This is a genomic window from Piscinibacter gummiphilus (assembly GCF_002116905.1).
Classification (GTDB): domain Bacteria; phylum Pseudomonadota; class Gammaproteobacteria; order Burkholderiales; family Burkholderiaceae_C; genus Rhizobacter; species Rhizobacter gummiphilus.
Map to the genome: position 1 here is coordinate 2,061,453 of NZ_CP015118.1, position 15,711 is coordinate 2,077,163.

The window sequence follows — 15,711 nt, forward strand, 5'->3', positions numbered from 1 at the left end:
ATGGCCTTCCCCGTCCCCCCGATCCCGACCACCCACGACGCGGCGCTGCTGCAACGCCTGCGCCACCGCATCGACCGCAAGACGAAGCCGCTCGGCGCGCTCGGCCGGCTCGAATCGCTCGCGCTGCAGGTCGGCCTCGTGCTGGACACCGACCGGCCGGTGCTGGCGGCGCCGCAGCTGGTGGTGTTCGCGGGCGACCATGGCATCGCGGCGCGCGGCGTGTCCGCGTACCCCACGGACGTCACGTGGCAGATGGTCGAGAATTTCCTGGCCGGCGGTGCGGCGGTCAGCGTGCTGGCCCGACAGCACGGGCTCGCGCTCACCGTGGTGGACGCGGGCGTGAACCACATGTTCGCGCCGCGCGCCGGCCTGCTGGACCGCAAGGTGGCGCCGGGCACCGCCGACATGCTCGACGGTCCGGCGATGACCGCGGCCCAGCTCGACCAGGCACTGCAGTCGGGCGCGGACGTGGTGCGCGGCCTGCCGGGCAACGCGGTGCTGCTGGGCGAGATGGGCATCGGCAACACGTCGAGCGCTTCGCTGCTGCTGGCGCTGCTGTCCGGCGAACCCCTCGACGAGTGCATCGGCCGGGGCACGGGTCTCGACGATGCCGGGCTCGCGCGCAAGCGGGCGCTGCTGGGCAAGGTGATGGACCGCCACCGTGCCACGGCCGCGTCGCCGCGCGAGCTGATGGCCGCGGTGGGCGGCTTCGAGATCGCGATGATCGCGGGTGCGGCGCTGCAGGCGGCGTCCGAGCGGCGGCTCGTCGTGGTCGACGGCTTCATCGCCGGCGCGGCGGTGCTGTGGGCCTCGCGGCTCGCGCCGGCGCTGCTGTCCTCGTGCGTGTGGGCGCACAGTTCGGCCGAGGCGGGCCACCGCCTGATGACCCGTCACCTCGACGTGGTGCCGCTGCTGGACCTGGGCCTGAGGCTCGGCGAAGGGTCGGGCGCGGCGCTCGCGTGGCCGCTGGTCGAGAGCAGCGTGCGCCTCCTCGCCGAGATGGCGAGCTTCGAGTCGGCCGGTGTTTCGGACAAGAGCGCCGACAAGGGCGCCGGCGCATGAAGCGCCTGCTGCACGAGGTGCGGCTCTTTTTCGTGGCCCTGCAGTTCTTCACGCGGGTGCCGGTGCCGCGCTGGGTCGGCTTCGAGCCGGCGTGGCTGCACGACAGCGCGCGGCACTTCCCGCTGGTGGGCCTGTGTGTCGGCGCGGTGGGGGCCGTGGTGCTCGCGGCCGCCTCCGTCGCGACGTCGCCTGCCGTCGCCGTGGTGCTGTCGATGATCGCCACGGTGTGGCTGACGGGGGCGTTCCACGAGGACGGTCTCGCCGACACCTGCGATGCGCTGGGCGGCCATGTGAGCCGTGAGCGGGCCCTCGAGATCATGAAGGACTCGCGCATCGGCAGCTACGGCGCGGTGGGGCTGGTACTGGTGCTGGGCCTCAAGGCCGCGGTGCTCGTGTCGCTGCCGGTGGCGCTCGCACTGCCGGCGCTGCTGTTCGGGCACACGGTGTCGCGGGCGATGGCGGTGCTCGTGATCCGCGCGCTGCCGTATGCGGGCGACCTCGCGGCGGCGAAAGCCAAGCCGCTGGCGCAAGGGGTCTCGCGCGGCGGGTTGCTGGTGGCGCTCGGCTGGGTGCTGGTGGTGGCCGTGGGCATCGTTGCGAGCCGCGTGGCGTGGTGGCCGGCTGTCGTGCTGTCGCTGCTGTTCGCGCTCGCGGGCACGCGGGCCTGCGCCCGAGGCTGGTCGCGGCGCCTGGGCGGCTTCACCGGCGACACGCTGGGCGCCACGCAGCAGGTCACCGAGGTGCTGGTGCTGCTGGGCTGGCTCGTGTGGATGCGCTTCGCGTGAGCGAGACGGTGGTCTGGCGCCACCCGAAGCCGAAGGGGGTGGCGGGCCGTTGCATCGGGCAGACCGACGTCCCCGTCGATCCGCGGAAGGCCAAGCGCCTCGCGCACCGCGTGCGTGCGCTGGCGCGGCGCGAGGGGAGGGCGCGCGAGGTGTGGACGTCGCCGCTGCGCCGCGGGGCCGACGTGGGCCGGTGGCTGGTTCGGTGGGGTTGGACCCACCATGTGGACATCCGCCTCGCCGAACTCGACTTCGGGACCTGGGACGGCCGCACGTGGGGCACGGTGGACGCGGCCGCGGTCGATGCGTGGTGCGCCGACTTCGCCGAACACGCACCCGGCGGGGGCGAATCGGTGTCGGGGCTGATGGCCCGGTGCGCGGCGTTCCTCCACGACCATCCCGATGCCCTCGTGGTGGGGCACGGCGGCTGGATCAACGCGGCGTCACGCGTGGTGCGCGGCCTGCCGCCGCCGGCGTCCGCCGCCGAGTGGCCCGCGGCCTGCGGCTACGGCGTGGCCTGGCGCGCGAGCAGTTCGCGCGGAGCCGAGTCGCAGTAGCGCAGCACGAGGCACTGCTCGCACAGCGGGCGGCGCGCCTGGCACACGTAGCGCCCGTGCAGGATCAGCCAGTGGTGGGCGTCCACCATGTACTCGGCCGGCACGCGCCGCAGCAGCTTCAGCTCGACCTCGAGCGGCGTCTTGCCGGTGGCGAGGCCCGTGCGGTTGCCCACGCGGAAGATGTGCGTGTCGACGGCCATCGTCGCTTCGCCGAACGCGACGTTGAGCACCACGTTGGCCGTCTTGCGGCCCACGCCCGGCAGCGCCTCCAGCGCTTCGCGCGTGCGCGGCACGCGGCCCGCATGCTGCGTCACGAGGATGCGGCAGGTCTCCATCAGGTTCTTCGCCTTGGTGCGGAAGAGTCCGATGGTCTTGATGTGGTCGGTCACGGCCTCGAGGCCGAGGTCCAGCATCTTCTGCGGCGTGTTCGCGATCGCGAAGAGGCGCCGCGTGGCCTTGTTGACGCCGACGTCGGTGGCCTGCGCGGACAGCAGCACGGCGGCCAGCAGCTCGAAGACATTGGTGTACTCCAGCTCCGTGTTGGGTTGCGGGTTGGCCGCCTTCAGCGTGGCGAAGAAGGGGGCGATGTCGGCGACTTTCATGGGGCGGGATTGTGGCATCCCGCGTGCGCATCACTGCGCGCGTTTCGCCCGCGCCCGCGCCAGCGCCGCCTCGATGATCGCCCGCTTGGTGTCCAGCACCGCCGGATCGGTGATCTTCGAATGCGACGCCAGGTCCGCCAGCTTGGCCTCGGCCTTCTGCTCGAGCCGCGCGTCGTTCTCGGTCTTCTCGCGCACGAACCGCATCGTGTGGAACGCGAAGCGCTCGCGGGCCTCGTCGGCCTGCGGCGTGGTCCACGCGTCCCAGCCGGTGCGGCCCGGGGTGACGGGTTCGAGCGAGATGCAGTCGACCGGGCACACCGGCACGCACAGTTCGCAGCCGGTGCACAGGTCGTCGATCACCGTGTGCATGCGCTTGGGCGCACCGACGATGCTGTCGACGGGGCAGGCCTTGATGCACAGCGTGCAGCCGATGCACCAGGCCTCGTCGATGACGGCGAGCAGGCGCGGGCCCTCCGCGCCGTTCGCCGGGTTCAGCGGTTTGGCGGGGCGGCCGGTCAGGCGCGCGAGGCGGGCGACGCCCTCGGCACCGCCGGGCGGGCACTGGTTGATGTCGGCGGAACCGTCCGCGATGGCCGCGGCATAGCTGCGGCAATCGGGGTAGCCGCAGCGCGTGCACTGCGTCTGGGGCAGGGCACGGTCGAGGGTGTCGGTCAGTTCCGCCAGCGAGGTCACGGGGTCAGCGGGTGCGCTTGGGCGCCGCCACCTTCGCGGTGGTGCGGGCCGGCGCGTTCTTGGCCGAAGCCGCGGTGCGGGACCGGCGCTTCGCCGCCGCGGGCTGGTCGTCCTGGAACTTCGCGATGAAGTCGCGCACGACCGGGTAGCAGTCCTCGCGCCAGCGGCGGCCCGAGAAGATGCCGTAGTGGCCGGCGCCCATCACGTCGTAGTGGAACTGGCGGGTGGACGGGATGCCCGAGCACAGGTCGTGCGCGGCACGCGTCTGGCCGGCGCCCGAGATGTCGTCGAGTTCGCCTTCGATGGTCAGCAGCGCGGTGGTCTTGATGTCCTGCGGACGCACGAGCTGGCCGTTGACCTCCCACGTGCCGTTCACGAGCGAGTAGTCCTGGAACACCGTGTGGATGGTGTCGAGGTAGTACTCGGCCGGCATGTCGAGCACGGCGTTGTATTCGTCGTAGAACGAGCGGTGGAACTCGGCGCTTTCGTCCTCGCCGCGCATCAGGTCCATGAAGTAGTCGTAGTGGCTCTTCAGGTGGCGGTCCGGGTTCATCGCGATGAAGCCGGTGTGCTGCAGGAAGCCGGGGTACACGCGGCGGCCGCCGCCCGGGTAGTTCATCGGAACGCGGTAGATCACGTTGTTCTCGAACCACTCGTAGCTCTTGTTCATCGCCAGGTTGTTCACCGCGGTGGGCGACTTGCGGGCGTCGATGGGGCCACCCATCATCGTCATCGTGCGGGGCGTGAACTCGCCGTTGGAGGCCAGCAGCGAGATGGCCGCGAGCACGGGCACCGTGGGCTGGCACACCGACATCACGTTGACCTCGGGGCCAACGTGGCGGATGAAGTCCTGGACGTACGCGACGTAGTCGTCGAGGTGGAACGGGCCTTCCTCGGGCGGCACCATGCGGGCATCGGTCCAGTCGGTGATGAACACCTTGTGGTCGACCAGCAGCTGGCGCACGGTTTCACGCAGCAGCGTGGAATGGTGGCCCGACAGCGGCGCCACCACCAGCACCGTGGGCTGGTCCTTCATGCGGGTCAGCAGGTCGGAGTCGTCGGTGAAGCGCTTGAAGCGCAGCAGGCGGCAGAAGGGCTTCTCGAGCGCGACCTGTTCCTGCACGGCGACGTCGATGCCGCCCACCTTCACGGTGGTGATGCCGAACTCGGGCTTCTCGTATTCCTTCGCCAGCCGGTGCATCAGGTCGAGGCCGGCCGAGACGCGCGTGGCGAGCGGGGTGTGGGCGAACGGCGAGAGCGGGTGGCTGTACAGCTTGGACGACGCGGACGCGAATTCGGAGAACGGGCTCAGCATGGCCCGTTGAGATTCATAGAGCTGATACAGCATGGCGGATCCTTTGTGGCTTCTGGCCCAGGGGCACATCGCTGGCTTTGTGCGATGCACCATTCTAGGCACATGCCCTGAATCGTGCTGCAACCCGTGTTTTGGCGCTACCGGGAATAGCGGCGGTTTCGTCCGACAAATGCCCAAAATGCACGGGGGGCATGTCACGCCCGTGACACGCCCCCCGGCGAATCAGGTCGGATCAGCTGACCTTGGCGATCGCGGCGACCACCGCGTCGATGTTCTTGCTGTTCAGCGCGGCGACGCAGATGCGGCCCGAATCGACGCCGTAGACGCCGAATTCACCGCGAAGGCGCTGCATCTGCTCCACCGACAGGCCGGTGTAGCTGAACATGCCCTTCTGCAGGGTGATGAAGCTCATGTCCTGCTTCACGCCGGCGGCCTTGAGCTTGTCCTGCAGGGCGGTGCGCATCTGCTTGATGCGAACACGCATGCCGGCGAGCTCTTCTTCCCACATCGCGCGCAGGGCGGGGGTGGTCAGCACCGTGGCGACGATCTGGGCGCCGTGGGTGGGCGGGTTGGAGTAGTTCGTGCGGATCACGATCTTCAGCTGGCTCAGCACGCGGGTGGCGTCGTCCTTCGACGCGCACGCCACGCTCAGGCCGCCCACGCGCTCGCCGTAGAGCGAGAAGCTCTTCGAGAACGAGGTGGACACGAAGAAGTCGAGGCCGGCGGCGACGAACTTCTCGATCACGGCGCCGTCTTCCTTGATGCCTTCGCCGAAGCCCTGGTAGGCCATGTCGAGGAAGGCCACGAGGTTGCGCGACTTCACGGCGGCGACCACCTGGTCCCACTGGGCCGGGGTGATGTCGTAGCCGGTCGGGTTGTGGCAGCAGGCGTGCAGCACGACCACGGTGCCGGCGGGGGCGCCGTTCAGGGCGGCGATCATGCCGTCGAAGTTCACGCCGCGCTTGGCCGCGTCGTAGTACGGGTACGTGTCGACCTTGAAGCCGGCGTTCTGGAACAGCGCGCGGTGGTTTTCCCAGCTCGGGTCGCTGATGAGGACGGTGGCGTTCGGGTTCAGGCGCTTCAGGAAGTCGGCGCCGATCTTCAGGCCGCCGGTGCCGCCCACGGCCTGCACCGTGGCCACGCGGCCTTCGGAGACGATGGCGCTGTCGGTGCCGAACACGAGGCCCTGCACGGCCTTGTCATAGGCGGCGATGCCGTCGATGGGCAGGTAGCCGCGCGGCTTGGCCGCGTCGACCAGTTGCTTTTCGGCTTCCTGGACGCACTTGAGGAGGGGCAGCTTGCCGTTGTCGTCGAAGTACACGCCCACGCCCAGGTTCACCTTGGCGGGGTTGGGGTCGGCGTTGAACTGCTCGTTGAGGCCCAGGATGGGGTCGCGCGGGGCCATTTCGACGGCAGTGAACAGCGAAGTCATTGAGACAGTCCTTGTCAGTAGGGCAAACTTTGGTTTTGGGCTACCCTGCGCGATTGGCCTGCGAGCCTGCATCGCGGGATAACCCGAGGATTTTATCTGCCATGGCCGGAATTTCCGAAACTTCATCCGAGATCGCCGAGGTGGCTTCGCCGGGGGCGGGTGAATTCGTCACGTTCCCCGATTCGCCGTTCCAGCTGTTCCAGCCCTATCCGCCGGCGGGCGACCAGCCCACGGCCATCGAGCAGCTCGTGGAGGGGGTCGAGGACGGCCTGTCGTTCCAGACCCTGCTGGGGGTGACCGGCTCGGGCAAGACGTACACGATGGCCAACGTGATCGCGCGGCTCGGCCGCCCGGCCATCGTGTTCGCGCCGAACAAGACGCTCGCGGCCCAGCTCTACAGCGAGTTCCGCGAGTTCTTCCCGCGCAACGCCGTCGAGTACTTCGTCAGCTACTACGACTACTACCAGCCCGAGGCCTACGTGCCCCAGCGCGACCTGTTCATCGAGAAGGACAGCGCGATCAACGAGCACATCGAGCAGATGCGCCTGTCGGCCACGAAGAGCCTGCTGGAGCGGCGCGACGTGGTGATCGTGGCCACCGTGTCGGCCATCTACGGCATCGGCAACCCGGCCGACTACCACCGCATGGTGATGACGCTGCGCACGGGCGACAAGATGGACCAGCGCGACGTGATCGCGCAGCTGATCCGCATGCAGTACCAGCGCAACGAGGCCGACTTCTCGCGCGGCACGTTCCGCGTGCGCGGCGACACCATCGACGTGTTCCCGGCCGAACACTCGGAGCTGGCGGTCCGCATCGAGCTGTTCGACGACGAGATCGAGACGCTGCAGCTGTTCGACCCGCTCACCGGCCGCATCCGCCAGAAGATCGTGCGCTTCACGGTGTACCCGTCGAGCCACTACGTCACCCCGCGCGACCGGGTGCTGGCCGCGGTGGAGACCATCAAGCTCGAGCTGCGCGAGCGGCTGGCCGAGCTGACCTCGGCGGGCAAGCTCGTCGAGGCCCAGCGCATCGAGCAGCGCACGCGCTTCGACCTCGAGATGCTGCAGGAGATCGGCCACTGCAAGGGCATCGAGAACTACACGCGGCACCTGTCGGGCTCGGCACCCGGGGAGCCGCCGTCCACGCTGGTGGATTACCTCCCGCGCGACTCCGTCATGTTCCTCGACGAGAGCCACGTGATGATGGGCCAGCTGGGTGGCATGTACAACGGCGACCGCGCCCGCAAGACCACCCTCGTCGAATACGGCTTCCGCCTGCCGTCGGCCCTCGACAACCGGCCGCTGCAGCTGCAGGAGTTCGAGAAGAAGATGCGCCAGGTGGTGTTCGTCTCGGCCACGCCGGCCGACTACGAGAAGGAACATGCCGGGGCGGTGGTGGAGCAGGTGGTCCGCCCCACCGGTCTCGTCGACCCGATGGTGGACGTGCGCCCGGCCACGCACCAGGTGGACGACGTGCTGCAGGAGATCCGCCTCCGCGTCGAGAAGAACGAGCGGGTGCTGATCACCACGCTCACGAAGCGCATGGCCGAGCAGCTCACCGACTACCTCACCGACAACGGCGTGAAGGTGCGGTACCTGCACAGCGACATCGACACGGTCGAGCGGGTCGAGATCCTGCGCGACCTGCGCCTGGGCACCTTTGACGTGCTGGTGGGCATCAACCTGCTGCGCGAGGGCCTGGACATCCCCGAGGTGTCGCTCGTGGCCATCCTCGATGCCGACAAGGAAGGTTTCCTGCGCTCCGAGCGTTCGCTGATCCAGACCATCGGCCGGGCGGCGCGCAACCTGAACGGCCGCGCCATCCTGTACGCCGACCGGATCACCGACTCCATGTCGCGCGCGCTCGGCGAGACCGAACGCCGCCGCAACAAGCAGATCGAGCACAACGCCAAGATGGGCATCACGCCCCGCTCGGTGGCCAAGCAGGTGCGCGACCTGATCGACGGCGTCTACTCCGAGAAGTCCGCGAAGGACGACCTGAAGGCGGCCCGCGAGGCGGCCGAGGTCGAGGTCATGTCCGAGAAGGACCTCGGCAAGCGCATCAAGCAGCTCGAGAAGCAGATGCTCGAGCACGCCCGCAACCTCGAGTTCGAAAAGGCCGCCCGGGTGCGCGACCAACTGGCCCACCTGCGCGAGCAGGTCTTCGGCGCCGCCGGGGCCGACCATCCCGACGGGGTGGTGGTCCCGTCGCCTCCACCGCCGCCCAAACCCGTGGCGGCACCGAAGCGGGGGCGCAAATGAGCAAGCCGTACCGTGTGCTGATGGTCTGCATGGGCAACATTTGCCGGTCGCCCACCGCCGAGGGGGTGCTGCGCCACAAGCTGAAGGCGGCCGGCCTGGACGGCCTGGTCGAGGTGGATTCGGCCGGCACCCACGCCGACTGGCACAAGGGCCACCCGCCCGACCCCCGGTCGGTCGCCCATGCCCGCAAGCGGGGCTACGACCTGACGGCGCTGCGCGCCCGCATGGTCACCTCGGCCGATTTCGAGCGCCACGACCTGATCCTGGTCATGGACGACGACAACTGGGCGGTGGTGCAGGAGCGCTGTTTGCCTGAGCACCGCGCCAAGCTCGGCCGACTGGGTGACCACGGCCGGGAGAAGGCGGCGGAGATCCCCGATCCGTACTACGGTCCCCCCGGTGGATTCGACCGCGTGCTGGACCTCGTGGAAGCGGCGTGCGACGGCCTCGTCGAACGCCTTACCACCGAAGTCCGCAAGCGGTGAGGGGAACTTCCCGAGAAGAAGCCGACCGAAAAAGTAGGCTTCATGTATACTTGAGTAACGCCGTCGGAATATTCCCGAGGGTTTACCCGCTGACCCAGGTCAGCAGGGTGCTCGACAAGCGTGAAGTCACCCATCGATCGCTTTCGTTGATTGTCTTGCCCCCGGGCATCAGGAGGATTCCATGCGACTGACCACCAAAGGCCGTTTTGCCGTTACCGCCATGATCGACCTCGCGCTGCGCGAGAACACGGGCCCCGTGGCGCTGGCCGCCATCAGCGCGCGCCAGCAGATTTCGCTGTCCTACCTGGAACAGCTGTTCGGCAAGCTGCGCCGCCATGAACTCGTCGAAAGCACCCGGGGTCCGGGCGGCGGGTACGCGCTGGGCCGCAAGTCGGAGGAGATCACCGTCGCCGACATCATCGTCGCGGTGGACGAACCCATCGACGCCACCGGCTGCAGCGGCAAGGAAAACTGCATGGGCGAGGACACCGGCAAGTGCATGACGCACGACCTGTGGGCCAGCCTCAATTCCAAGATGATCGAGTACCTCGACTCCATCTCGCTGCGCAAGCTGGTCGACGAGCAACTGGCCAAGGGCGTGTCCATTGAGGAGCACCCGGTCAAGCGCGCCATCTCGACGCAGCCCGTCGTCAAGCCCATCAAGATCACGGCCCCCAACTCCGTCTTCGCCCTGGGCACCGCTTTCTCGAAGTAAGTAAGTCGTTTTTCTCCTGCTACTGCCATGGACATGACCCCGCATTTCCCGATCTACATGGACTACGGTGCCACGAGCCCCGTGGACCAGCGCGTCGTCGACGCGATGATTCCCTGGTTGCGCGAGCACTTCGGCAACCCGGCATCGCGCAGCCACGCGTGGGGTTGGGAGGCGGAGGCCATCGTCGAGAAGTCGCGCGAACAGGTCGCGACCCTCATCGGTGCAGACCCCCGCGAGATCGTGTGGACGTCGGGGGCCACCGAATCCATCAACCTGGCGATCAAGGGCGCCGCGCAGTTCTACAAGTCGCGCGGCAAGCACCTGATCACGCTGAAGACCGAACACAAGGCCACGCTCGACACCATGCGTGAACTCGAGCGCCAGGGCTTCGAGGTCACGTACCTCGACGTCCAGGAAGACGGCCTGGTCGACTTCGAGGTGTTCAAGGCCGCGCTGCGTCCCGACACCATCCTCGCGTCGGTGCTGTACGTGAACAACGAGATCGGCGTGATCCAGGACATCGAGGCCCTCGGCACGCTGTGCCGCGAGCGCGGCGTCATCTTCCACGTCGACGGCGCGCAGGCCACCGGCAAGCTGGCCTTCGACCTGGCGAAGCTGCCGGTCGACCTGATGAGCCTCGCGTCGCACAAGACGTACGGCCCGAAGGGCATCGGCGCGCTGTTCGTGCGCCGCAAGCCGCGCGTGCGCCTCGAGGCGCAGATGCACGGCGGTGGCCACGAGCGCGGCATGCGTTCGGGCACGCTCGCCACGCACCAGATCGTCGGCATGGGCGAGGCCTATCGCATCGCCGGCGAAGAGATGGGCACCGAGATCGAACGCATCCGGATGCTCCAGCAGCGCCTGATCGCGGGGCTGTCCCCCATCGAACAGACGTTCCTCAACGGCCACGCCACGCAGCGCGTGCCGCACAACGTGAACATGTCCTTCAACTTCGTGGAAGGCGAATCGCTCATCATGGGCATCAAGGGCATCGCCGTGTCGTCGGGCTCCGCCTGCACGTCGGCCAGCCTCGAGCCCAGCTACGTCCTGCGCGCCCTCGGCCGCAGCGACGAACTCGCGCACTCCAGCCTGCGCATGACCATCGGCCGCTTCACCACCGTCGAGGAAATCGACTACGTGGTGACCACGCTGAAGGACCGTGTCGCCAAGCTGCGCGAGCTTTCGCCTTTGTGGGAGATGTTCAAGGACGGTGTGGACATCAGCTCGATCCAGTGGGCCGCCCACTGACATCGGAGCGAGGCACCCGCCGCCTGAACGATTAGGAGAACTGAGATGGCATACAGCGAAAAAGTGGTCGAACACTATGAGAACCCCCGCAACGTGGGTTCGTTCGAAAAGGGCGACGAAACCGTCGGCACCGGCATGGTCGGCGCGCCGGCCTGCGGCGACGTGATGAAGCTCCAGATCAAGGTGAACCCCGTCACGGGCCTGATCGAGGACGCGAAGTTCAAGACGTACGGCTGCGGCTCGGCCATCGCGTCGAGCTCGCTCGTGACCGAATGGGTCAAGGGCAAGTCGCTCGACGAGGCGCTGTCCATCAAGAACACGCACATCGCCGAGGAACTGGCGCTGCCGCCGGTGAAGATCCACTGCTCGATCCTCGCGGAAGACGCGATCAAGGCCGCGGTCGACGACTACCGCGCCAAGACCGGTTCGGGCGAAGCTGCGAAGGCGCACTGAGCCATGGCGGTGACCTTGAGCCCGGCGGCTGCGCGCCACGTGACGAAGTACATCACCAAGCGCGGCAAGGGCGTGGGCGTGCGGCTGGGCGTCAAGACCACCGGCTGCTCGGGCCTGGCCTACAAGCTCGAGTACGCGGACGAGGTGGCGCCGGAGGACGTGGTGTTCGAGGGCAATGGCGTGAAGGTCCTCATCGACCCGAAGAGCCTGCCGTACCTCGACGGCACCGAACTCGACTTCGTGCGCGAAGGCCTCAACGAGGGCTTCAAGTTCCACAACCCGCGCGAGAAGGATCGTTGCGGCTGCGGCGAATCGTTCCGAATCTGACCCCTCCGGTTCAGCCGACCAGGGCGCGGCCGTGAGCCGCGCCTTTTCACGTCCGCGCCACTCTTTTCCAGGAACCGCCTGCCATGAAACTCGACAGCGACGACTTCGAGTTGTTCGCCATCCCCCGCCGCTTCGAACAGGACCGGGCGGCCCTCGACGCGCGCTGGCGCACGCTGCAGGCCGAGGTGCATCCGGACCGCTTCGTGTCCGAGGGCGCCGCGGCGCAGCGCGTGGCGATGCAGTGGGCGGTGCGGGTCAACGAGGCCTACCAGCGCCTGAAGGACCCGCTCAAGCGTGCGGCCTATCTCTGCGAGTTGAACGGTGCCCCCATCGAGGCCGAGAACAACACCGCGATGCCGGCGAAGTTCCTGATCCAGCAGATGGAGTGGCGCGAGGCGCTCGACGAGGCCGCCACCGTCGAGGCGGTCGAGGCCCTGAACGACGACGTGGCGGGGCACCGCCAGCGCGCGCTGACCGAATTGAAGGGCCTGATCGACGGGCAGGGCGATTTCGCGAAGGCCGCCGGCGAGGTGAGAGCCCTCATGTTCGTGGAGCGCTTCGCGGCCGACATCGACCGCCGCCTCGAGCAACTGGGACAATAACGGGATGGCACTGCTTCAGATTTCCGAACCCGGGGGCGCCCCGGACCCCCACCAGCGGCGCATCGCCGTCGGCATCGACCTGGGGACGACCCACTCCCTCGTGGCCGCCGTGCGCAACGGCGTGGCCGAATGCCTGCCCGACGACGCGGGCCGCGTGATCCTGCCCTCGGCCGTGCGGTACATCGACGGCGGCCGCCGCCAGATCGGCCACGACGCGCTGAAGGAAGCCGCCGCGGACCCGCGCAACACCATCGTCTCCGTCAAGCGGTTCATGGGCCGCGGGCTCGCCGACGTGGCCGACCGCGCCAAGCTGCCGTACGACTTCGTCGAGGCGCCGGGCATGGTGCAGCTGAACACGGCCCACGGCGTGAAGTCGCCGGTGGAGGTGTCGGCCGAGATCCTCGCCACGCTGCGCTACCGCGCGGAAGACACCTTCGCCGACGACCTGTTCGGTGCCGTGATCACGGTGCCCGCGTACTTCGACGACGCCCAGCGCCAGGCCACGAAGGACGCGGCCCAGCTGGCCGGCCTCAACGTGCTGCGCCTGATCAACGAACCCACGGCAGCGGCCATCGCCTACGGACTCGAGAACGGCTCCGAGGGCCTCTACGCCGTGTACGACCTCGGTGGCGGCACGTTCGACATCTCGCTGCTGCGCCTGTCCAAGGGCGTGTTCGAGGTGATCGCGGCCGGGGGGGACTCCGCGCTCGGCGGCGACGATTTCGACGCGGCGCTCGCCGACTGGGCCCTGGCCCAGGCCGGCCTCGAAGCCGCCACGCCGCAGGACAAGCGTGCCGTGCTGGTCGCCGCCCGCGCCGCGAAGGAGAAGCTTTCGGCCACCGACCACACCACGCTCGCGTGCCCGCTGAGCACGGGTGAACTGTCGGTGCGGGTCACGCGCGCCCAGTTCGACTCGCTGACCGAACCGCTGCTGTCGCGCACCGTCGCCGCCATGCGCAAGGTGCTGCGCGACGCCAAGGCCACGAAGGACGAGGTGTTCGGCGTGGTGATGGTGGGCGGGTCCACGCGCATGCCGCAGGTGCAGCACGTGGTGGGCGAGTTCTTCGGCAAGACGCCGCTCACGAACCTGAACCCCGACGAGGTGGTGGCGCTGGGCGCCGCGCTGCACGCGAACACGCTGGCCGGCAACGCCGGGGCCGACGAGATGCTGCTGCTCGACGTGATCCCGCTGTCGCTGGGCCTCGAGACCATGGGCGGGCTGGTCGAGCGCATCATCCCGCGCAACAGCACCATCCCCACCGCACGCGCGCAGGACTTCACCACGTTCAAGGACGGCCAGACCGCGCTCGCGATCCACGTGGTGCAGGGTGAACGCGAACTCGTCAGCGACTGCCGCTCGCTCGCCCGCTTCGAGCTGCGCGGCATGCCCCCGATGGCTGCTGGTGCCGCGCGCATCCGAGTGACCTTCCAGGTCGATGCCGACGGGCTGCTGAGCGTGGCCGCGAAGGAGGAGACCTCCGGCGTCGAGGCCGCCATCACGGTGAAACCGAGCTACGGCCTCGCGGACGAGGACATCGCCCGCATGCTGCAGGAGAGCTTCACCACCGCCGAGGTCGACATGAAGGCCCGTGCCCTGCGCGAGTCGCAGGTGGAGGCCGAGCGCATGCTGCTCGCCACGCGCGCCGCGCTGGAGGCCGACGGCGACCTGCTCGACGCCACCCAGCGTGCCGCCATCGACACGCTGCTGCAGGACCTCGAGACGCTGCGCGCGGGCGAGGACAACGCCGCCATCGACCGCGGTGTCGAAGCCCTGGCCCAGGGCACCGAGGCCTTCGCGGCCGAACGAATGAACCGCAGCCTGCGCACCGCGCTCACCGGCAAGCGCGTCGAAGAAGTCTGACCATGCCCATCATCCGGATCCTTCCCCATCCCGAGTACTGCCCGAACGGCACCGAAATCAAGGCCGACACCGGCACCTCCCTGTGCGAGGCCATGCTCGAGAACGGCATCGCCATCGAGCACGCCTGCGACATGGTGGCGGCCTGCACCACGTGCCACGTGATCGTGCGCGAGGGCTTCCGTTCGCTCGGCGAGATCGAGGAGAACGAGGAGGACATGCTCGACCGCGCGTGGGGCCTCGAGCCGAACTCGCGCCTGTCGTGCCAGGCCATCGTGTCGAACCAGGACGTCGTGGTCGAGATCCCGAAGTACTCGATCAACCACGCCAAGGAAAACCACTGAGCGGGTGAAAAAAATCCCCCAGGCGCGTGAGCACCTGGGGGTTGCACAAAAGGGCCGCGAGCCCCTACTGAGGAGACAGTCGACGAAACGTCATCTGCCGCCGGGAGTTCAGCAAGGTGTGTGCCAGCTTCAGGCGGCCTGCGCGAGGTCCACGCACACCATCCCGGGGTACGTGTTCCAGCGGAACGTGATGACGTAGGGGTGCTGGCGGGCGCGCTGGCCCGCGACGTGGGCGCCGCGCACCGTCGTGGGGACCGAGATGTCGAGGTCCTTGCCCAGGTTGCGGCGGGCGTTGCCGGCCAGCGTGTTGGCGATCTCGCCCACCGCGTCGAGCAGGTTGGCCTCGGTGAGCTTCGTCTCGTGCTGGATCAGCAGCAGTTCGCGCACGGCGCGCATGGGAAGCGACACGGTCACCTGGCCGTTCATCGGTCCCGAGAACTTCACGATGCCGTTGAACTCGTGGCCCTGCACCTCGCCCACGCCGAGGAAGGCGGAAGTGATTTCGGGCGCGACGCGGCTCGTGACCTCGAAGTAGCGGCGCACCGAGTCGATGAACAGCCGCAGGTCGGACTCCTTGAGCGAGACCATGGTGCTTCAGCCCTTGTGTTGGATCAGGCCCAGCAGGGCCAGTTGCAGGTCGCCGTCCGTGAACGGCTTCGGCAGGAAACCGTGGGCGCCGAGCCGCAGCGCGCGGATGGCGGTGGACTTGTCGTCGAGGGCGCTGATGACGAGGATGCGCGCCCGCGGGTGCGCGGCCAGCAGCGCCGGGATGCAGGCCAGGCCGTCCATCTCGGGCATCGTCAGGTCCATCGTGACGATGTCGGGCGAGGCCTGGCTCGCGGCGCGCAGCGCTTCCACGCCGTCGCGGGCCATGCCCACGATCGTCACGTCGCCGAGGGCACCACCCTGCACGATGCGGGCGATGCGCGAGCGCACCATGTTGGAGTCGTCGACCACGAGGAGCTTCATCGA

The 15,711-nt window shown here is 68.6% G+C and carries 18 protein-coding genes; 12 read left to right on the forward strand and 6 right to left on the reverse strand.

The annotated features are described in order from the left end of the window. Genes cobT through A4W93_RS09355 form a run of 3 tightly spaced genes read left to right on the forward strand, consistent with a single transcriptional unit; the run spans position 1 to position 2,401 of the window. Positions 1 to 1,062, forward strand: coding sequence for a nicotinate-nucleotide--dimethylbenzimidazole phosphoribosyltransferase (gene cobT, locus A4W93_RS09345; RefSeq protein WP_085750358.1), 1,062 nt, complete (start codon positions 1 to 3; stop codon positions 1,060 to 1,062). Next, complete coding sequence (locus A4W93_RS09350; protein WP_174694881.1) at positions 1,059 to 1,847, forward strand: adenosylcobinamide-GDP ribazoletransferase; 789 nt, start codon at positions 1,059 to 1,061, stop codon at positions 1,845 to 1,847. The genes cobT and A4W93_RS09350 overlap by 4 nt, the downstream gene beginning before the upstream one ends. After that, complete coding sequence (locus tag A4W93_RS09355) at positions 1,844 to 2,401, forward strand: histidine phosphatase family protein (protein WP_085750359.1); 558 nt, start codon at positions 1,844 to 1,846, stop codon at positions 2,399 to 2,401. The genes A4W93_RS09350 and A4W93_RS09355 overlap by 4 nt, the downstream gene beginning before the upstream one ends. On the opposite strand, the gene nth is transcribed toward A4W93_RS09355, so the two are convergent. From nth to A4W93_RS09375, 4 genes are all read right to left on the reverse strand, one after another. Continuing rightward, positions 2,350 to 3,003 carry an endonuclease III gene (gene nth / locus A4W93_RS09360; RefSeq protein WP_085750360.1) on the reverse strand — a complete coding sequence of 218 codons (654 nt, stop codon included), beginning with the start codon at positions 3,001 to 3,003 and terminating at the stop codon, positions 2,350 to 2,352. The genes A4W93_RS09355 and nth overlap by 52 nt on opposite strands. A gap of 30 nt (positions 3,004 to 3,033) precedes the next feature. After that, complete coding sequence (gene rsxB / locus A4W93_RS09365; protein WP_085754102.1) at positions 3,034 to 3,687, reverse strand: electron transport complex subunit RsxB; 654 nt, start codon at positions 3,685 to 3,687, stop codon at positions 3,034 to 3,036. 13 nt (positions 3,688 to 3,700) lie between these two features. Then, a complete protein-coding gene (locus A4W93_RS09370; RefSeq protein ID WP_085750361.1) occupies positions 3,701 to 5,044 on the reverse strand; it encodes a polyhydroxyalkanoate depolymerase in 1,344 nt (447 codons plus the stop codon). Positions 5,045 to 5,243: 199 nt separating this feature from the next. Further along, positions 5,244 to 6,443, reverse strand: a complete 1,200-nt coding sequence (locus A4W93_RS09375) for an amino acid aminotransferase (RefSeq protein ID WP_085750362.1) — start codon at positions 6,441 to 6,443, stop codon at positions 5,244 to 5,246. 101 nt (positions 6,444 to 6,544) lie between these two features. Between A4W93_RS09375 and uvrB the strand changes: the two genes are divergently transcribed. The 9 genes from uvrB (at position 6,545) to fdx (ending at position 14,739) form a co-directional block, all read left to right on the forward strand. Then, the gene (gene uvrB, locus A4W93_RS09380; RefSeq protein WP_085750363.1) at positions 6,545 to 8,707 is read left to right on the forward strand and encodes an excinuclease ABC subunit UvrB; all 2,163 of its coding nucleotides are present in this window, start codon (positions 6,545 to 6,547) and stop codon (positions 8,705 to 8,707) included. After that, complete coding sequence (locus A4W93_RS09385) at positions 8,704 to 9,192, forward strand: low molecular weight protein-tyrosine-phosphatase (RefSeq protein WP_085750364.1); 489 nt, start codon at positions 8,704 to 8,706, stop codon at positions 9,190 to 9,192. Before uvrB ends, A4W93_RS09385 begins: the two co-directional genes overlap by 4 nt. A gap of 181 nt (positions 9,193 to 9,373) precedes the next feature. Further along, positions 9,374 to 9,907: a Fe-S cluster assembly transcriptional regulator IscR gene (gene iscR / locus A4W93_RS09390; RefSeq protein WP_056672086.1), complete on the forward strand. Its 534-nt coding sequence runs from the start codon at positions 9,374 to 9,376 to the stop codon at positions 9,905 to 9,907. A 27-nt stretch (positions 9,908 to 9,934) separates the two neighbouring features. Continuing rightward, complete coding sequence (locus tag A4W93_RS09395; protein WP_174694882.1) at positions 9,935 to 11,155, forward strand: IscS subfamily cysteine desulfurase; 1,221 nt, start codon at positions 9,935 to 9,937, stop codon at positions 11,153 to 11,155. 45 nt (positions 11,156 to 11,200) lie between these two features. Next, positions 11,201 to 11,608 (forward strand): Fe-S cluster assembly scaffold IscU, encoded by a 408-nt coding sequence (iscU, locus tag A4W93_RS09400; RefSeq protein WP_085750365.1) that lies wholly within the window; start codon positions 11,201 to 11,203, stop codon positions 11,606 to 11,608. A 3-nt stretch (positions 11,609 to 11,611) separates the two neighbouring features. Next, positions 11,612 to 11,935 (forward strand): iron-sulfur cluster assembly protein IscA, encoded by a 324-nt coding sequence (gene iscA, locus A4W93_RS09405; RefSeq protein ID WP_085750366.1) that lies wholly within the window; start codon positions 11,612 to 11,614, stop codon positions 11,933 to 11,935. Positions 11,936 to 12,018: 83 nt separating this feature from the next. Next, a complete protein-coding gene (gene hscB, locus A4W93_RS09410; RefSeq protein WP_085750367.1) occupies positions 12,019 to 12,537 on the forward strand; it encodes a Fe-S protein assembly co-chaperone HscB in 519 nt (172 codons plus the stop codon). A gap of 4 nt (positions 12,538 to 12,541) precedes the next feature. Continuing rightward, on the forward strand, positions 12,542 to 14,398 hold the full coding sequence (hscA, locus tag A4W93_RS09415) for a Fe-S protein assembly chaperone HscA (RefSeq protein WP_085750368.1): 1,857 nt from the start codon (positions 12,542 to 12,544) through the stop codon (positions 14,396 to 14,398). A gap of 2 nt (positions 14,399 to 14,400) precedes the next feature. Next, a complete protein-coding gene (gene fdx / locus A4W93_RS09420) occupies positions 14,401 to 14,739 on the forward strand; it encodes an ISC system 2Fe-2S type ferredoxin (protein WP_085750369.1) in 339 nt (112 codons plus the stop codon). Between the two features lie 129 nt (positions 14,740 to 14,868). On the opposite strand, the gene A4W93_RS09425 is transcribed toward fdx, so the two are convergent. After that, on the reverse strand, positions 14,869 to 15,327 hold the full coding sequence (locus A4W93_RS09425) for a chemotaxis protein CheX (RefSeq protein WP_085750370.1): 459 nt from the start codon (positions 15,325 to 15,327) through the stop codon (positions 14,869 to 14,871). A 6-nt stretch (positions 15,328 to 15,333) separates the two neighbouring features. Continuing rightward, positions 15,334 to 15,708, reverse strand: a complete 375-nt coding sequence (locus A4W93_RS09430; protein WP_085750371.1) for a response regulator transcription factor — start codon at positions 15,706 to 15,708, stop codon at positions 15,334 to 15,336. Positions 15,709 to 15,711 lie beyond the last annotated feature (3 nt).